We start from the raw sequence: 14,326 nt of genomic DNA on the forward strand, positions 1-14,326 counted from the left end.
TTTGGAGCCGCTCATTAGTTGTCACTCATTAGTTGGTCACGATGTACGTTTCAGCCTGTTCTTTAGAAACTGAATGTCTGCGGATTGATGGATGAGTCGCCTGCCGCTCGAGAAAAGAGAGAACGGAAGACGTGTCGAGTGCGGTCGTGATGCGCAACGCACGGCCGAAAGCCTTGCGTGTCTGCGCCTTCTCGACGCACTCGATGCGTGGATGCACCCACGCGCCCCGACCGGGCAGAACGGCCGTCTCATCGACGACCACGACTGGAATCCGGGCGACGACCCTCAGAAGTGAGGATCGATCGGCGCGCGCGCGGCAACCGACGCACGTTCTTACGGGTTCCATACTACACCTCCGCCGAATCGATCCCCGTGGTGACGCGGCGTCAGGCTTCGTCCATCACCGAATCGGGCTGGATGTCGATCTTGGCGCCGGTGAGCTTCGCGGCAAGCCGGGCGTTCTGCCCCTCTTTGCCGATGGCGAGCGACAGCTGGTAGTCGGGAACGAGTGCGCGCACGGCTTTCAGCGACTCGTCGATGACGAAGGCGCTCGACACCTTGGCGGGCGACAGCGCGTTCGCGACGAAGGTGGGCAGATCGGTCGAGAAATCGACGATGTCGATCTTCTCGTTGCCCAGCTCGCTCGTGACAGCGCGAACCCGCTGACCCAGTTCGCCGATGCAGGCGCCCTTGGCGTTGATTCCGGGCTCGGTGGCACGCACGGCGATCTTGGTGCGGTGTCCGGCCTCGCGGGCGAGCGAAACGATCTCGACGGCGCCCGACGCGATCTCGGGAACCTCGAGCGCGAACAGCTTGCGAACGAGCGAGGGGTGCGTGCGGGAGACCGTGATCGACGGGCCCTTGGTGCCCTTCGACACGCTCGTGACGTAGACGCGGATGCGTGAGCCGTGCGAGTAGTCCTCACCCGGTACCTGTTCCTCGGGAGGGAGGATGGCCTCGATCGTTCCGAGGTCGACGTGAATCATGCGAGGGTTCGGTCCCTGCTGGATGATTCCGGCGACGATGTCGCCCTCGCGACCCTTGAATTCGCCCAGAACCGCGTCATCCGCGATATCGCGAAGACGCTGGTTGATGACCTGCTTGGCGGCGAACGCTCCGATTCGACCGAAGTCGCTCGGGCTGTCTTCGCTCTCGCCGATCACGGCACCGTCGTCGTCGAGCTCGGGCACGTAGATGCTCACGTGTCCGCTCTTGCGATCGAGGTGCACGCGCGCGTTCGGAGCGACAGGCGCCGGCGTGTCTTTCGGTGCGTCGACCGGCAGAACCGGTGTCGTGTGCTTGATGTAGGCGGTCAGGATCGCCTGTTCGATGATCTCTACCAGTTCGTCGAACGGGATCTCCCGCTCGCGCTCCAAGAGCCTGAGCACGCTGAGGTCGATGTCCATAACCCGGCCTCCTTCTTCTGTATTAAGTTCGTGGTCCCCCGACGCGGATGGCGTCGGGTCCAACAGACCAATTTACCCGACGGATCGACTCCGCGGTACCGCACACGCAAATCAGCGCAGGCGGGGCACGAGCTCGGTGATGGGCACCTCGACACGCTCTCCGGATGCCCGATCCCAGAGTTCGACGACGCCGTCGACGGCGCCGCGACCCACGATCACGATCGTCGGAACACCCAGCAGTTCGGCATCGCCGAACTTGACGCCGGGCGACACCTTGGGCCGGTCGTCGTAGAGCACCTCGAGCCCGGATGCCTCGATCGCCTCGACGATCGTCTCGGCCGTCTCGTAGACCGCCGCGTCGCGACCCGTGGCCACGACATGCACATCGAACGGGGCGACGGCCTTCGGCCAGATGAGGCCCTTGTCATCGTTGTTCAGCTCGGCGATGATCGCCAGGATGCGGGTCACGCCGATGCCGTACGAGCCCATCGTCACCGTGGCGAGCTTGCCGTTCTCGTCTTGCACCTTCAGCCCGAGAGCCTCGGCGTACTTGCGACCGAGCTGGAAGACGTGACCGATCTCCATGCCGCGCGCGAGCTCGACCGGCCCGGAGCCGTCGGGAGCTTCGTCGCCCGCGAGCACCTGAGCGACCTCGACGGTTCCATCGGAGGTGAAATCCCGTCCCGCTACGAGTCCGAACACATGTCGTCCGTGCTGGTTCGATCCCGTGATCCAGCCGCTGCCGTCGGAGACGCGCGGGTCGAGCAGGTAGCGGATACCGGTCGAACCGGTCGTTCCGAGAACAGCGCCCTCAGCAGACCACGGTCCGATGTACCCCTTGACCAGGCCGGGGTGAGCGACGAAGTCCTTCTCGATCGCGGCCTCGACCTCAGCGGGTGCGAAGGCGACCTCCGCGCGCTTCAGGTCGACCTCGCGGTCGCCGGGAAGGCCGATGACGACCAGCTCGCGCGTGCCATCGAGGTTTCGAAGTGCAAGCACGACGTTCTTCAGCGTGTCCGCCGCGGTCCACGAGCGGCCGTCGGGTCGGGGATGGTTCGCGTTGGCGAGGTCGACCAGGGTCTGGATCGTGGGAGTGTCCGGGGTGTCATGCACGTCGGGAGGCGTGAGCCCCTCGTAGGGGCGCGGCGCGGGCGGCGTGGTCGTGAATGCCTCGACGTTCGCCGCGTAGCCTCCGGCGCTGCGCACGAAAGTGTCTTCACCGATGGGAGTCGGGTGCAGGAACTCCTCGCTCTTCGAGCCGCCCATCGCTCCGGCGTCTGCCTTGACGATGACGTACTCGAGGCCGAGCCGCGTGAAGATGCGCTCGTACGCCGCACGCTGAGCCTGGTACGAGGCCTCGAGGCCCTCGTCGGTGACGTCGAACGAGTAGGCGTCTTTCATCGTGAATTCGCGCCCACGCAGCAGACCCGCGCGGGGGCGCGCCTCGTCGCGATACTTGTCCTGGATCTGATAGATCGACAGGGGCAGATCTTTGTAGCTGTTGACGAGGTCTTTCACCAGAAGGGTGAAGACCTCTTCGTGCGTCGGCGCCAGGACGTAGTCGGCCTCGTGTCGATCGGTGAGTCGGAACATGCCGTCGCCGTACTCGGTATAGCGCCCCGTGACCTCGTAGGGCTCCTTCGGCAGCAGCGCCGGAAAGTGCACCTCGTGCGCACCGGCGGCCGTCATCTCTTCGCGAATGATGTTCTCGATCCGAGCCTTGACGCGCAGCCCGATAGGCAGCCACGCGAAGATGCCCGGAGCCTGGCGACGGATGTAGCCGCCGCGCACGAGGAGGCGATGGCTCGCCACCTCTGCATCGGAGGGATCTTCGCGGAGGGTACGGAGGAAATAGTTGCTGAGGCGAACTGACACGCTCACCAGTCTATTGATCGAAGCGGTGTCGACCCGACAGTAGGGTCAGTTGCCGACGGAGCAGGTGACCTTCGCGGCCGTCTGTCCGGTGAAGGAGTCGGGCAGAACGGTCGCGCCACCGGCATCCGGCGCCGTCGTCGCGGCGGGGTCGGCCGCCGGATCTGTCGGAGCCTCGGTCGCCGGATCGCCCGTCGGCGTGTCACCGGTGCCATCGGCACTGGTCGCGGAGTCCGCCGTTCCCACCTGGCTGAGGTCGAGGGGTGTGTCGGCTGCCAAGGCCGCGTTGAGGATCTCCGAGTCTGCCTCGTTCACGACGACACGGTTCGGATCGTCGGGATCGCCACTGACCGGATACCGGAGGAACGCGACCTTGTCGAGCTGCACGCCCTGCAGCGCCTTCGCGATCGAGACCATCGAGTCGACCTTGCCGAGTTCCGTCGACAGGAACATGTTGCTGAGGGCTGCATTGGCGAGACCGTACAGCGTCACCGGGTTGGAGAGCGTTCCGTCGGAGAGCATCTTGCGGACGAGGGCGGAGAGGTACACCTGCTGAGAGCTGATACGCGCAAGGTCGCTGCCGTCGCCGACGCCCTCTCGCGTGCGGAGGAACGCAAGCGCGTCTTCGCCGGAGAGGGTCTGGTTGCCCGCACCCAAGTGAAGGTTGCTGTAGGGGTCGTCGATCGGCTTGGAAATGCAGACGTCGACGCCGCCGATCACCGAGGTCATGGCCGCAACACCGTCGAACGAGATGACGCCCGCGTACGGAATCTTCAGGCCCGTGATCTGCTCGACGGTCGCGACGACGCAGCCGAGGCCGCCGCGCTGCCCGCCACGCCCGAGGGCCGTGTTGAGCTGCTGGTACGACGTCTCGCCGTAGACCTCCCCCGTGTCGGGATCGGTGCACTTCGCCATGTCGACCATCGTGTCGCGCGGAAAGCTGATGACACTGACGTTCTGATGATCCTGACTGATGTGCAGGAGCATGGTCACGTCGTTGCGCGCGCCCTCGGTGTCGTCGCCCTCTGTCGAGAGCTGATTGATGCGCGTGTCACTGCCGACGATGAGGAGGTTGACGCCGCCTTCGATCGCCCCCACATCGACGAGCTGCGGAACGTCGGACTCGTTGCTGAGCGCCACGGTGTTCGCCTGCACGGTGGAGGCGAGCCCGTTGACGGCGATCGCGACGATCGACACCGCACTCACGACCGCGACGGCTGCCGTGATCGCGACGATCCGGATGACAGCCCAGACGCCCGAGCGGTTGCCGAGGCGACCGTGTCGGGGAGCGATGGATGAGGAGGTGCGTAACGAGCTGATGAGAATCGAATTCCTTTGTCTGACCCGGAGGGTTTCGGCAAGGCTCACGAAACTAGCGAGAGAACTTCGGAATTTGCTGTGTTCCCAGGCGGATTCTGCTGAACGCCGGCGTCACCAGGGCTTGTCGACGTAGTCCGGATCGGAAGGGGTGCGCTCTGCCGTCTGCTGGTCGCTACGATCCTGACCCGCATCGCGGAGCTTCTCCTCGAGTTGCTCGACCGTGGCATCGCTCGGCGAATCATCTGGCTTCGGCTGATCGTCGCTCGAGTCGCCCTCGTCCTCGGGAGGCTGCTCGGCGAGCGCATCCTTCTTCTCCGTCACCCGCTTCTCCGAATCGGAGAGCTCGTCGTCGGTGCCCTCTTCTCCGTTCTGCGGCGGCTGGCGACACGACTCGTCGGCCTTGTCGATCACGTCGAGCGCCTCATCGTAGAACGCGGATGCCTCGTCACGCTTCGTCGGGTCGGCTGCAACGACGGCGTCACCCTGACGTTCGAGCACCAGTGACAGATTCACCCGCACGGGGCACTGCTCGGCGGGGGACGCCAAGCCGAGCGCACGCTCGAACTCGACCTGCGCATCCGCGTCGAGCCCCTGCGCCGCGAGCCCGTCGCCGACAGCGAAGTGCGCCTTCCACGGATCGATCACGTTGACGACGGTGAGCCATCTCGCCAGCGAGGTGGCCGATTCGAAGTCCTCGCGCTCGTAGGCCGCCGACACCTGGCCGGAGACGATCGCGAGTCCGACGAGCTTGACCGCCACGACCGTCGCGAGCACGGTCGGTGCCAAGGCGACGAGGCCGGCTTTCGTACGACGACGCATCATTCCTCGCCCCCATGCCGGATGGCCGCCGCGCGGAGCTCGCGGAGACGCCGCACGATCACGATTGCCTCGAATGCGAGCAGCAGCATGAGCGCCGCGGCCGGTATCCAGTACAGCTCCGTCGTGCCCCCCGTGGACTCGTTCGACGTGGACAGGGCCTGTGACGGCCCGACATCGGATGCCGGCGCATCGCCGGGAGCGGTCCTGTGCACGTACTCCACGCCCAGTTGGTCTGCGATCGTGCGCAGATTCTTCTCGTCTATGACAGAGCGAGCGGGCGCACCCGTGTCGTCGGTCACATACCCGTCGTCGGTCTTGTCATCGTCGTAGTATCCCGTCTGCACCCGCATCTGCCCTCCGGCGTCGGTGCCGTAGCCGAACACGTATCCCCCGCTGACGAACCGAGCGGAGTCGTCGAAGCTCTCGACGGGCGCCGACGACGTCTGCTCACCGTCGCCGAAGTAGTACACGAGACGCGAACGATCCGGCTCTGCGGCCTCTGCTCGTTGCAGTGTCGATGCGAGGAGGTCTTTCGCCTGGGTGATACTGCTGCCGTTCGAGTAGAGCGTGATCTCGGGCGCCAGCACATCCGCCGCGTTGGAGACCGCAGTGGCATCGGAGGTGAGCGGCACGCGAAGCACTGCGGAGCTGTCGAACGACAGGAGAGCAAACTTCGCACCCGGATACGCGTCGACGAGGTCGACGATGTCGCTCTTCACGCCGTCGAGTCTCGGCTGGGAGCCGTCGAAGTCTTCGGCGATGATGCTCGTGGTGGTGTCGACCACGAAGAAGACGTCGACATCGGTCGTGGCCTTCTCGCCGCCCGCTCCGGGGATTCCCGGGCGGAGGGCGACGAGCAGCAACAAGACGACCATCCCAGCGCGCACCGCCCACGACAGCCGACGCGCACGATTCTCGCGCGCAATCAGCTGCCAGATGGCGAACGCCGCCAACACGGCGAACACCGCGATGAGCGCGGGCAGCGGCAGAACAGGAGAGAATCTCACAGCCGGGCCCTCCACGCGAGAGCGAGCAGACTTGCGAGAAGCACGATCGCGAGCACGACGAGTGGGGTGGGCTGGTCGGAGACGATCAGTTTCGGTTCGTCATCGACGAGCGCCGCCTCCGTCGCCTCGATGCCGTCGACGATCGTCGGAACAGTGTCGGCCGACTCGAGAACGAAGTAGTCGCCGCCGGTCGAATCGGCGACCCGCTGAAACTCCGCCGAGTCCTCGGAATCGCCGGGGTTGGTCACGCTCGGATCGATCCCGTAGACCCGCACGTCGCGAGACTTCGCAAAGGCGCCGGCCTCGTCGAGTGTCATGATCGGTGTTCCGTTGATGTCGTTGTCGGTGGCCAGCACGACGGAACGCGATCGTTTCTCATCGCTCCTGTCGAAGGTGAGCACACACGACGCGAGGCCGTCGCCGATGAGCGACGCTCCCTCCCCCGTGAGAGTTCCACCGAACGCGTCGCCGAACTCTCCGGTGCCGTCGAGACTCGAACGCACGGTCTCGAGTTGCTCGGCGATGTAGTCGTAGTCGTCGGTGAGGGGAAAGACCTGGGCGGCGGACGAGTTGAAGATAACGAGCGCGAGCCTCTCGCCCTCGAATCCTTCGGAGAGCTCCTTGAATCGTTCGAGCACGTCGATGTCGACGTCTATCATCGAGCCCGACACGTCGAGGCAGAGCACCACGTCGCGGGTGAATTTCGCGGGCTTCTCAGTGGTGGTGACGACGGGCCGAGCAGCGAGCAGGGCAGCCGTCGCGATGAACAGCGACGCCACGACGAGGGTCACGACACTGAGTCCGCGCATCCTCGAGACGGCGGCGACGAAACCAGGGAGCCTCGTGAGGCGCTCCGTGTGGGCGACCGGAACTGCGGCATCCGATGACCTTCGTCGGCGAACGAACCGGGGCAGCACGATGACGGCGACGACGACCGGCACCAGGACGACGAGAATCCACGGGTTGGCTAGCTCCATGACTCGATCACCTGCCTCGCCCTCGCGACGGCCGACGAGATCTCGATACGGTCGGCGGATTCGAACGACGCCGGGTAGTACTCGGCCACCGCCGCGGTGACCGATGGCAGTGACGATGACTGCAACTCGGTCAACGTCATCACCGGGGCGTCGACTCCGCTAACCGCGTGAGCGTACTCGCGCACGACCGCGCTGAGGCGTTGATGCGCGGAACGCGCGGAGATCCGCTGTGCCGCGAAGCCGGCCTCGATCTCTGTGATTCGCGCATGGTATCCGGCGCGGAGGCCGGCGATCCCGCCCGGTGGCAACGGCGCAGGCGAGGCGGCGTGCTTTCGTGCGCGCACGAGAAGAATGACGAGGATGGTCGCGACGACCAGCACGAGCAGCGCGATGCCGATGACGAGCCATGCGCCGCCGTAGCCGACGGGAGGAATGAGTTCTGTGTCAGGCACGCGACCTGGCCTTCAACAGGTGAAGAAGTGACGGCACGACGTCGTCGACACGCCCCACGCGCCTATGCGGGACTCCGAGGTCGTCGAACGTCGTCTGGCGCCCCAGGACCTCCTCCTCGATCGAACGCGTGAGCTCGGCGGTGAGCCGTCGGTCGGTGCGAAGCACCTCGGGAATCCGCCATCCGTCGTCGACCGCGGTCGCACCGGTGAACCGCAGCGGATCGATGTCGCCCACGGTCACCCAGACCAGTTCGTGCTGGGCGCGAAGACGACGCACCAGCTTCGTTTGCTCAGGCCCGAGAACCGCGTCGTCGGTCACGACCACCACGATCGCACGCCTAAGCACAGTGCGGGCGACGATTCGGAGGGTGCGGTCGAGATCGCTCTGCGGCGAATCAAGACGGTGCGCCGCGTCGATCGCTCTCAGAACCCGTTCGAGGTGATCCTCGCTCGACCGGGCAGGGAGACGGATCGTGCGTTCGGCGTCACCCGAGAGCAGCGCCACCTCGTCACCGTGGCGCACCGCCAGGTAGCCGAGCACCCCGACGACCGCCAGGGCGATATCGCTCTTCCGTTCACCGTCGGCTGCCCTCGCCGCCATATTGCGGCCGGTGTCGAGCACGAAGTACACCGTCTGCCTCCGCAGAGCCGTATAGCGTCTGACGAGAGTGGCCCCGTGACGCGCGGTGGCCTTCCAGTCGATGTCTCGTACCTCGTCTCCGGCGACATAGCTGCGCAAGTCCTCGAAGTCCATGCTCCGACCCGTGACGAGCGAGCCGTATTCTCCGTCGAGCAGGTGCAGCGCCTTGCGATGCGCGTGGATGAACATCCGCGACTTGATACGCACGAGAAGGCTGTCCATAGCGCTCAGGGCGTATGAACAGACGCGAAGATCGCGTCGATGACGGCTTCGGGGCGCACGCCCTCCGCGTCGGCGTCGAAGTTCAAGATGACCCGGTGCCGCAGCACGGCGTGCCGGATCGCCTTGACGTCGTCGGGCACCACGTGGGCACGACCCGACAGAAGCGCCAGCGCACGCGCGGCCTGCATAAAGGCGATGGTGCCGCGAGGGCTCGCCCCGTATTCGACGTAGCCGGCCAGCTCTTCGCCGATGTAATTGAGCGGATTGCGCGTCACGTACACGATCGACACGATGTAGTTGCGGATCGCGTCGTCGACGTAGACCCGCGACGCGGCCTGCTGCAGGAATCGCACGTCGTCGAGCGCGACCGTGCCCTCGTGCTGGCTCGATGCATCGAAGACTCCGGCGTCGAGGCGCCGCAAGACCTCGAGCTCTTCCTCCATCGTCGGGTAGTCGATGATCTCTTTCAGCAGGAATCTGTCCATCTGCGCCTCGGGCAGCTGATACGTGCCCTCCTGCTCGATGGGGTTCTGCGTCGCCATCACCAGGAAGGGCTCGGGAAGCGGGTAGACGGTTCCGCCGATCGTCGTCTGGCGCTCCTGCATCGCCTCGAGCATCGCGCTCTGCGTCTTGGCGCTGGAGCGGTTGACCTCGTCGAGCAGCACGAAGTTCGAGTGCACCGGTCCCAGCTGGGTTTCGAACGTGCTGGTGCGCGCGTCGTAGACCTGAGTGCCCGTGATGTCGCTCGGCAGCAGATCGGGGGTGCACTGGATGCGCGTGAATTGCGCGTGGATGGCTCTGGCGAGCGTGGTCGCCGCGGTCGTCTTGGCGAGCCCGGGCACGCTCTCGAGGAGCACATGCCCGCCAGCGACGAGCGCCACCAGAAGGGCACGACGCAGAGTCACCTGCCCCACAACGGTGGCCGAATACGACGATTCGATGGCGCGAACGATCGTTCCCGCGCGCTCCATCTCCTGTGCGGTCAGAGGCTCCAGCCTCATCGGGCTCCGACCGTGACGACGGGGCTGCCCGTCGAGGTGTCTGCGGCAGGCATCTCTGCGGCGAGACGGTTCGCCTCCTCGATGAGCGTGGCCACGATCTCGGACTCGGGCACGGTCTTGACGACCTCGCCCTTGACGAAGATCTGACCCTTGCCGTTGCCGGATGCGACGCCCAGGTCGGCGTCGCGGGCCTCGCCCGGTCCGTTCACGACGCATCCCATCACGGCGACGCGCAGGGGCACGGTCATGCCCTCGAGGCCGTCAGTCACGTCGTTAGCGAGCTTGTACACGTCGACCTGAGCACGCCCGCAGCTGGGGCACGACACGATCTCGAGCTTGCGTTCGCGCAGGTTGAGCGACTGCAGGATCTGCAGCCCGACCTTGATCTCCTGTGCGGGAGGGGCCGACAGGGACACGCGGATGGTGTCTCCGATGCCCTCGGAGAGCAGGATGCCGAACGCCGTGGAGCTCTTGATGGTGCCCTGGAACTCGGGGCCGGCCTCGGTGACACCGAGGTGCAGCGGCCAGTCGCCGCGCTCGGCGAGCAGACGGTAGGCCTTGACCATGATGATCGGATCGTTGTGCTTGACCGAGATCTTGAAGTCGTGGAAGTCGTGCTCCTCGAAGAGGCTGGCCTCCCAGACGGCGCTCTCGACGAGCGCCTCGGGGGTGGCCTTTCCGTACTTCTGAAGAAGCGAGGGCTCGAGCGATCCGGCGTTGACGCCGATGCGGATGGACACACCCGCCGCCTTGGCCGCCGCGGCGATCTTGCCGACCTGGTCGTCGAACTTGCGGATGTTGCCGGGGTTCACGCGAACCGCCGCACATCCCGCATCGATGGCTGCGTAGACGTAGTTGGGCTGGAAGTGGATGTCGGCGATGACCGGGATCTGGCTCTTCTTCGCGATGATCGGCAGAGCCTCCGCATCGTCTCGGCTCGGCACGGCGACACGCACGATGTCGCATCCCGACGCGGTGAGTTCGGCGATCTGCTGGAGAGTCGCGTTGATGTTCGGAGTCGGGGTCGTCGTCATCGATTGGACGCTGATGGGAGCGTCACCGCCTACGAGTACCTTGCCGACTTTGATCTGACGGGACTTGCGCCGAGGTGCGAGGGTTTCAGGCACTTTCGGCATTCCCAGATTGATAGCAGCCACGTCTCCCAGTGTAGGCGTCGACCGGAGGGGTGCAGCCGGTGCCACGCTAACCGTCGTTCCAGCCGGTGCGCACCAGGTGGGTCTCATAGGCGGTGACGACCAACTGCACGCGGTCTCTCGCACCGAGTTTCTGCATGATCCTCGACACGTGCGTCTTGGCTGTCAGGGGACTGAGAAACAGTTTCGTCGCGATCTCCTCGTTGGTGAGGCCGTGGCCGACGAGGGCCAGTACTTCGCGTTCCCGGTCGGTCAGCACCGAGAGCGTTTCTGTATCGACGACCGCTGATAGACCTCCGGAGACCCGTCCGAGGAGCCGTCTCGTGACACCCGGAGAGAGAAGCGCGTCACCGGCGGCCGCGACGCGCACCGCCCGGATGAGCTCGACCGGCTCGGTGTCCTTCACGAGAAAGCCGGAGGCCCCGGCGCGAATGGCGTCGATGACGTAGTCGTCGAGCTCGAAGGTCGTGACGATCACGATGTGCGTCGCAGAGTTCTGCGGGTCGGCCACGATCTGGCGCGTCGCCCAGATGCCGTCGCCGTCGGGCATCCGGATGTCCATGAGCACGACGTCGGGGTGCAGCCGGGCCACCGACGCCACGGCTTCGGCACCGGTCGCTGCCTGCCCGACGACGTCGATGTCGGGCTCGCTCGCGAGCAGCGCCGTGAAACCGGCCCGGATCAGTTGTTGATCGTCGGCGATCACCACTCGGATCATGTCAGGAGGTTCCGTTCATCGAAGGTCTCGCGGAACGCGGAATCGTTGCGGTGATCGCGAAACCCTGGGGTGACAGGTTGACGGCCTCGAGATGTCCACCGAGCAGTTCCGCGCGCTCGCGCATGCCGAGGAGGCCTTTGCCCGCGACGGAGTCGACGTCGTCCGTCACTCCCCTGCCGTTGTCGGTCACTCGGAGCACGATAGCGCCGTCGCTCTCCCGCAGTTCGACGTGGGCTTTCGTCGCCGCCGAATGCCGCACGATATTCGTGAGGCTCTCCTGAGCAATGCGGTAGAGCGCGAGCTGAGCTGCGGCCGACGGGGCCGGGCCGATCTGCGAGTCGAGCTCGACGTCGACGCCGCCCGCTCTGATGTTCTCGACAAGACGGGGAAGACTCTCGAGGTCGGCCTCGGGAACGAGGGGCGCTTCGGCGGAATCGACAGAGTCGCCCCGGAGGATGCCGAGCACGTCGCGAACCTCGTCGAGTGCCTGCTTGCTCGTGGCCTTGATACTGGCGAGTGCCTCGCCCGCCTTCTCCGGCTGAGACTCCAGAAGATGCAGCCCGACTCCCGCCTGCACATTGATCGACGACAGCGAGTGGGCCAGTACATCGTGCAACTCGCGGGCGATACGCACCCGCTCTTGCTGCGCGGCGTCGATGCGCCGTCGGCTCTGCAGGCTGCGCAGCTGCGCGAATCGCTCGCGTCGAGTCCTGATCGACGATCCGAAGCCGAGCGCGACGATGATTCCGGTGGTGAGCAGCACGGCGGGTACAGGTTCCCATCCGACTCCCGCGAGACCGCTCGCGACGAATGCGACGATCCAGCCGGCGACGACGGATGCCACGGCCCAGACACCGGCGCCCCGCACCACGGCGAGGCACACAGCGAAGAGCACCGAGGCGTATGCCGCGTAGATCGACGGGTCGAGGAGGACGTCGGCGACGGAGACCACGGCGACCGCTACCACGGCCGGTCCTGGGAACCGCCGTGCAGCGATCAGAGCGCAGGGACCGAGCACGGCGAACAGATATGCCAGGCCAGCGGTCTCTGGCGATATGGATACACCCGGCAGTTGGACCGTGACAGCGACCACCTGCACGACGAGCGAGATGATCACAGGCAGCCAGAGGCGCGCCTGCGGCGGAACGAACGGGCCTCGCGGACCGATTCCGTACGCGCCTCGCCATCCGGATCGCGGCCCGTGACGATGATGCCGATGATCGTGCGCCCCGCCCCAGCCGTCACGGCCACCGTCGAGCGGCGGTCTACGCAGGTTCATGGTCTTGATGCTAGCGAGCGCCGCACCTACAACGCGTCGCCCCCACGCTGCAACGTCCGGTACTCCCCCGGGAGTACCGGAACCCCGATCGGGATCAGCCGAAGAGGTTGATCGGCTTGACGATGTCGGCGTACGTCAGCAGCACGCTCATGGCGCCGAGAACGATGACCACGGCGAAGGTCAGAGGCATCAGTTTGGCCGTGTCGACGGGGCCCGGGTCTCGACGCTTGAAGAGCTTCGCGAAGAATCGCCGGATGCCCTCCCACAGCGCTCCTGCGATGTGACCGCCGTCGAGAGGCATCAGGGGCACGAGGTTGATGACGCCGAGCGCGATATTGAGCGAGCCGATCAGGCCGAGGAGCGTCGCGACCTTCGATTGGACGGTGAACTCGTCCATACTCGCGATCTCACCGGCGGCACGGCCGACGCCGACGACGCTGATGGGGCCATTCGGATCGCGCTGGCCGGGGCCGAAGGCGGCGTTCGCGACATCGACCATGCGCTGAGGCAGGTTCACGATGATGTGCACGACGCCGGCGATGTTCTCGCCCACGAAAGGCAGCACAGCATCCGGCCCCTGCGGCACGAGTTCCTGCTTCGGACCGATGCCGACGAAGCCGACCTCCTGAGTGACGGGCTGTCCCGACTCGTCGAGCACCTTGTTGCCCGAGGCATCCTGCTCGTAGCGCTCCGCGAGCAGCGGCACCACGGTCAGTGTCTTCGTCTGGCCGTCTCGCTGAACCTCGACGCTCAGCGTCTTGTTCGGAGACTTCTGAATGATCGCGGTCGACTCGTCCCAGTTGGAGACCGTCTTGCCGTCGATGGCCGTGATGATGTCGCCCTCTTCGAAACCTGCCGTGACGCCCGGGCCCGGATTGTCGCCCGGCTCGCAGGTCTGTCGCTCGCTCGTCGCCGGCAGGACGCACTGGCTGATCGAACCGATCGAGGTCTTCGCCACACCGAAACCGCACAGCACGATGGCGAACACCACGATGGCGATGACGAAGTTCATCGCGGGGCCGCTGGCCATGATGATGATCCGCTTCCACACGGGCAGGCGGTAGAAGGCCCGATCGTCTTCATCTCCGATGGTCTCGGCGCTCACCTCGCGCGCATCCTGCACGAGCGTGTTGAAGAAGCCGGTGCTCGCGGTACGCACGGCGCCGCCCGTCTTCGCGGGCGGGAACATGCCGATCATCGAGATGTAGCCGCCCAGTGGGATCGCCTTGAGCCCGTACTCGGTCTCTCCGCGACGCTTCGACCACAGCGTGGGGCCGAATCCGATCATGTACTGCGTGACCTTCACACCGAAGAGCTTTGCCGGAACCAGGTGACCGACCTCGTGGAGACCGATAGAGACCACGAGCCCTACAAAGATGACGAGCACGCCGAGAATGAACTGAAGGACCGTTTCCACGTGCACACGTTACAGCGCTCCCCCAGCTCGCCGCTGTCCGTT

At 65.6% G+C, this 14,326-nt stretch carries 14 protein-coding genes; all 14 read right to left on the reverse strand.

The annotated features are described in order from the left end of the window. Positions 1 to 28 precede the first annotated feature (28 nt). Positions 29 to 346, reverse strand: coding sequence for a YlxR family protein (locus tag CCK87_RS07235; protein ID WP_086460754.1), 318 nt, complete (start codon positions 344 to 346; stop codon positions 29 to 31). Between the two features lie 40 nt (positions 347 to 386). Continuing rightward, positions 387 to 1,406 carry a transcription termination factor NusA gene (gene nusA, locus CCK87_RS07240; protein WP_055780868.1) on the reverse strand — a complete coding sequence of 340 codons (1,020 nt, stop codon included), beginning with the start codon at positions 1,404 to 1,406 and terminating at the stop codon, positions 387 to 389. Positions 1,407 to 1,517: 111 nt separating this feature from the next. Continuing rightward, on the reverse strand, positions 1,518 to 3,281 hold the full coding sequence (locus CCK87_RS07245) for a proline--tRNA ligase (protein WP_086461215.1): 1,764 nt from the start codon (positions 3,279 to 3,281) through the stop codon (positions 1,518 to 1,520). A 45-nt stretch (positions 3,282 to 3,326) separates the two neighbouring features. Then, positions 3,327 to 4,646 (reverse strand): LCP family protein, encoded by a 1,320-nt coding sequence (locus tag CCK87_RS07250; RefSeq protein WP_249273766.1) that lies wholly within the window; start codon positions 4,644 to 4,646, stop codon positions 3,327 to 3,329. A 63-nt stretch (positions 4,647 to 4,709) separates the two neighbouring features. After that, positions 4,710 to 5,420, reverse strand: a complete 711-nt coding sequence (locus CCK87_RS07255) for a hypothetical protein (RefSeq protein ID WP_140162780.1) — start codon at positions 5,418 to 5,420, stop codon at positions 4,710 to 4,712. Continuing rightward, a complete protein-coding gene (locus tag CCK87_RS07260) occupies positions 5,417 to 6,424 on the reverse strand; it encodes a VWA domain-containing protein (protein ID WP_140162781.1) in 1,008 nt (335 codons plus the stop codon). The genes CCK87_RS07255 and CCK87_RS07260 overlap by 4 nt, the downstream gene beginning before the upstream one ends. Then, on the reverse strand, positions 6,421 to 7,401 hold the full coding sequence (locus tag CCK87_RS07265; RefSeq protein ID WP_086460757.1) for a VWA domain-containing protein: 981 nt from the start codon (positions 7,399 to 7,401) through the stop codon (positions 6,421 to 6,423). The genes CCK87_RS07260 and CCK87_RS07265 overlap by 4 nt, the downstream gene beginning before the upstream one ends. Then, positions 7,392 to 7,853 (reverse strand): hypothetical protein, encoded by a 462-nt coding sequence (locus CCK87_RS07270; protein ID WP_086460758.1) that lies wholly within the window; start codon positions 7,851 to 7,853, stop codon positions 7,392 to 7,394. The genes CCK87_RS07265 and CCK87_RS07270 overlap by 10 nt, the downstream gene beginning before the upstream one ends. Beyond that, positions 7,846 to 8,715, reverse strand: coding sequence for a DUF58 domain-containing protein (locus CCK87_RS07275; RefSeq protein WP_086460759.1), 870 nt, complete (start codon positions 8,713 to 8,715; stop codon positions 7,846 to 7,848). Before CCK87_RS07275 ends, CCK87_RS07270 begins: the two co-directional genes overlap by 8 nt. 5 nt (positions 8,716 to 8,720) lie before the next feature. Next, a complete protein-coding gene (locus CCK87_RS07280; RefSeq protein WP_086460760.1) occupies positions 8,721 to 9,716 on the reverse strand; it encodes a MoxR family ATPase in 996 nt (331 codons plus the stop codon). Next, entirely contained in the window at positions 9,713 to 10,873 is a 1,161-nt protein-coding gene (ispG, locus tag CCK87_RS07285) for a flavodoxin-dependent (E)-4-hydroxy-3-methylbut-2-enyl-diphosphate synthase (protein ID WP_170927181.1), read from the reverse strand. The genes CCK87_RS07280 and ispG overlap by 4 nt, the downstream gene beginning before the upstream one ends. A 46-nt stretch (positions 10,874 to 10,919) precedes the next feature. After that, positions 10,920 to 11,588 (reverse strand): response regulator transcription factor, encoded by a 669-nt coding sequence (locus CCK87_RS07290; protein ID WP_086460761.1) that lies wholly within the window; start codon positions 11,586 to 11,588, stop codon positions 10,920 to 10,922. A 1-nt stretch (position 11,589) separates the two neighbouring features. Beyond that, a complete protein-coding gene (locus CCK87_RS07295) occupies positions 11,590 to 12,867 on the reverse strand; it encodes a sensor histidine kinase (protein WP_086460762.1) in 1,278 nt (425 codons plus the stop codon). 94 nt (positions 12,868 to 12,961) lie between these two features. Next, positions 12,962 to 14,284, reverse strand: a complete 1,323-nt coding sequence (locus CCK87_RS07300) for a M50 family metallopeptidase (protein WP_086460763.1) — start codon at positions 14,282 to 14,284, stop codon at positions 12,962 to 12,964. Between the last annotated feature and the right edge of the window lie 42 nt (positions 14,285 to 14,326).

This window comes from Agreia sp. VKM Ac-1783 (assembly GCF_900177765.1).
GTDB lineage: Bacteria > Actinomycetota > Actinomycetes > Actinomycetales > Microbacteriaceae > Agreia.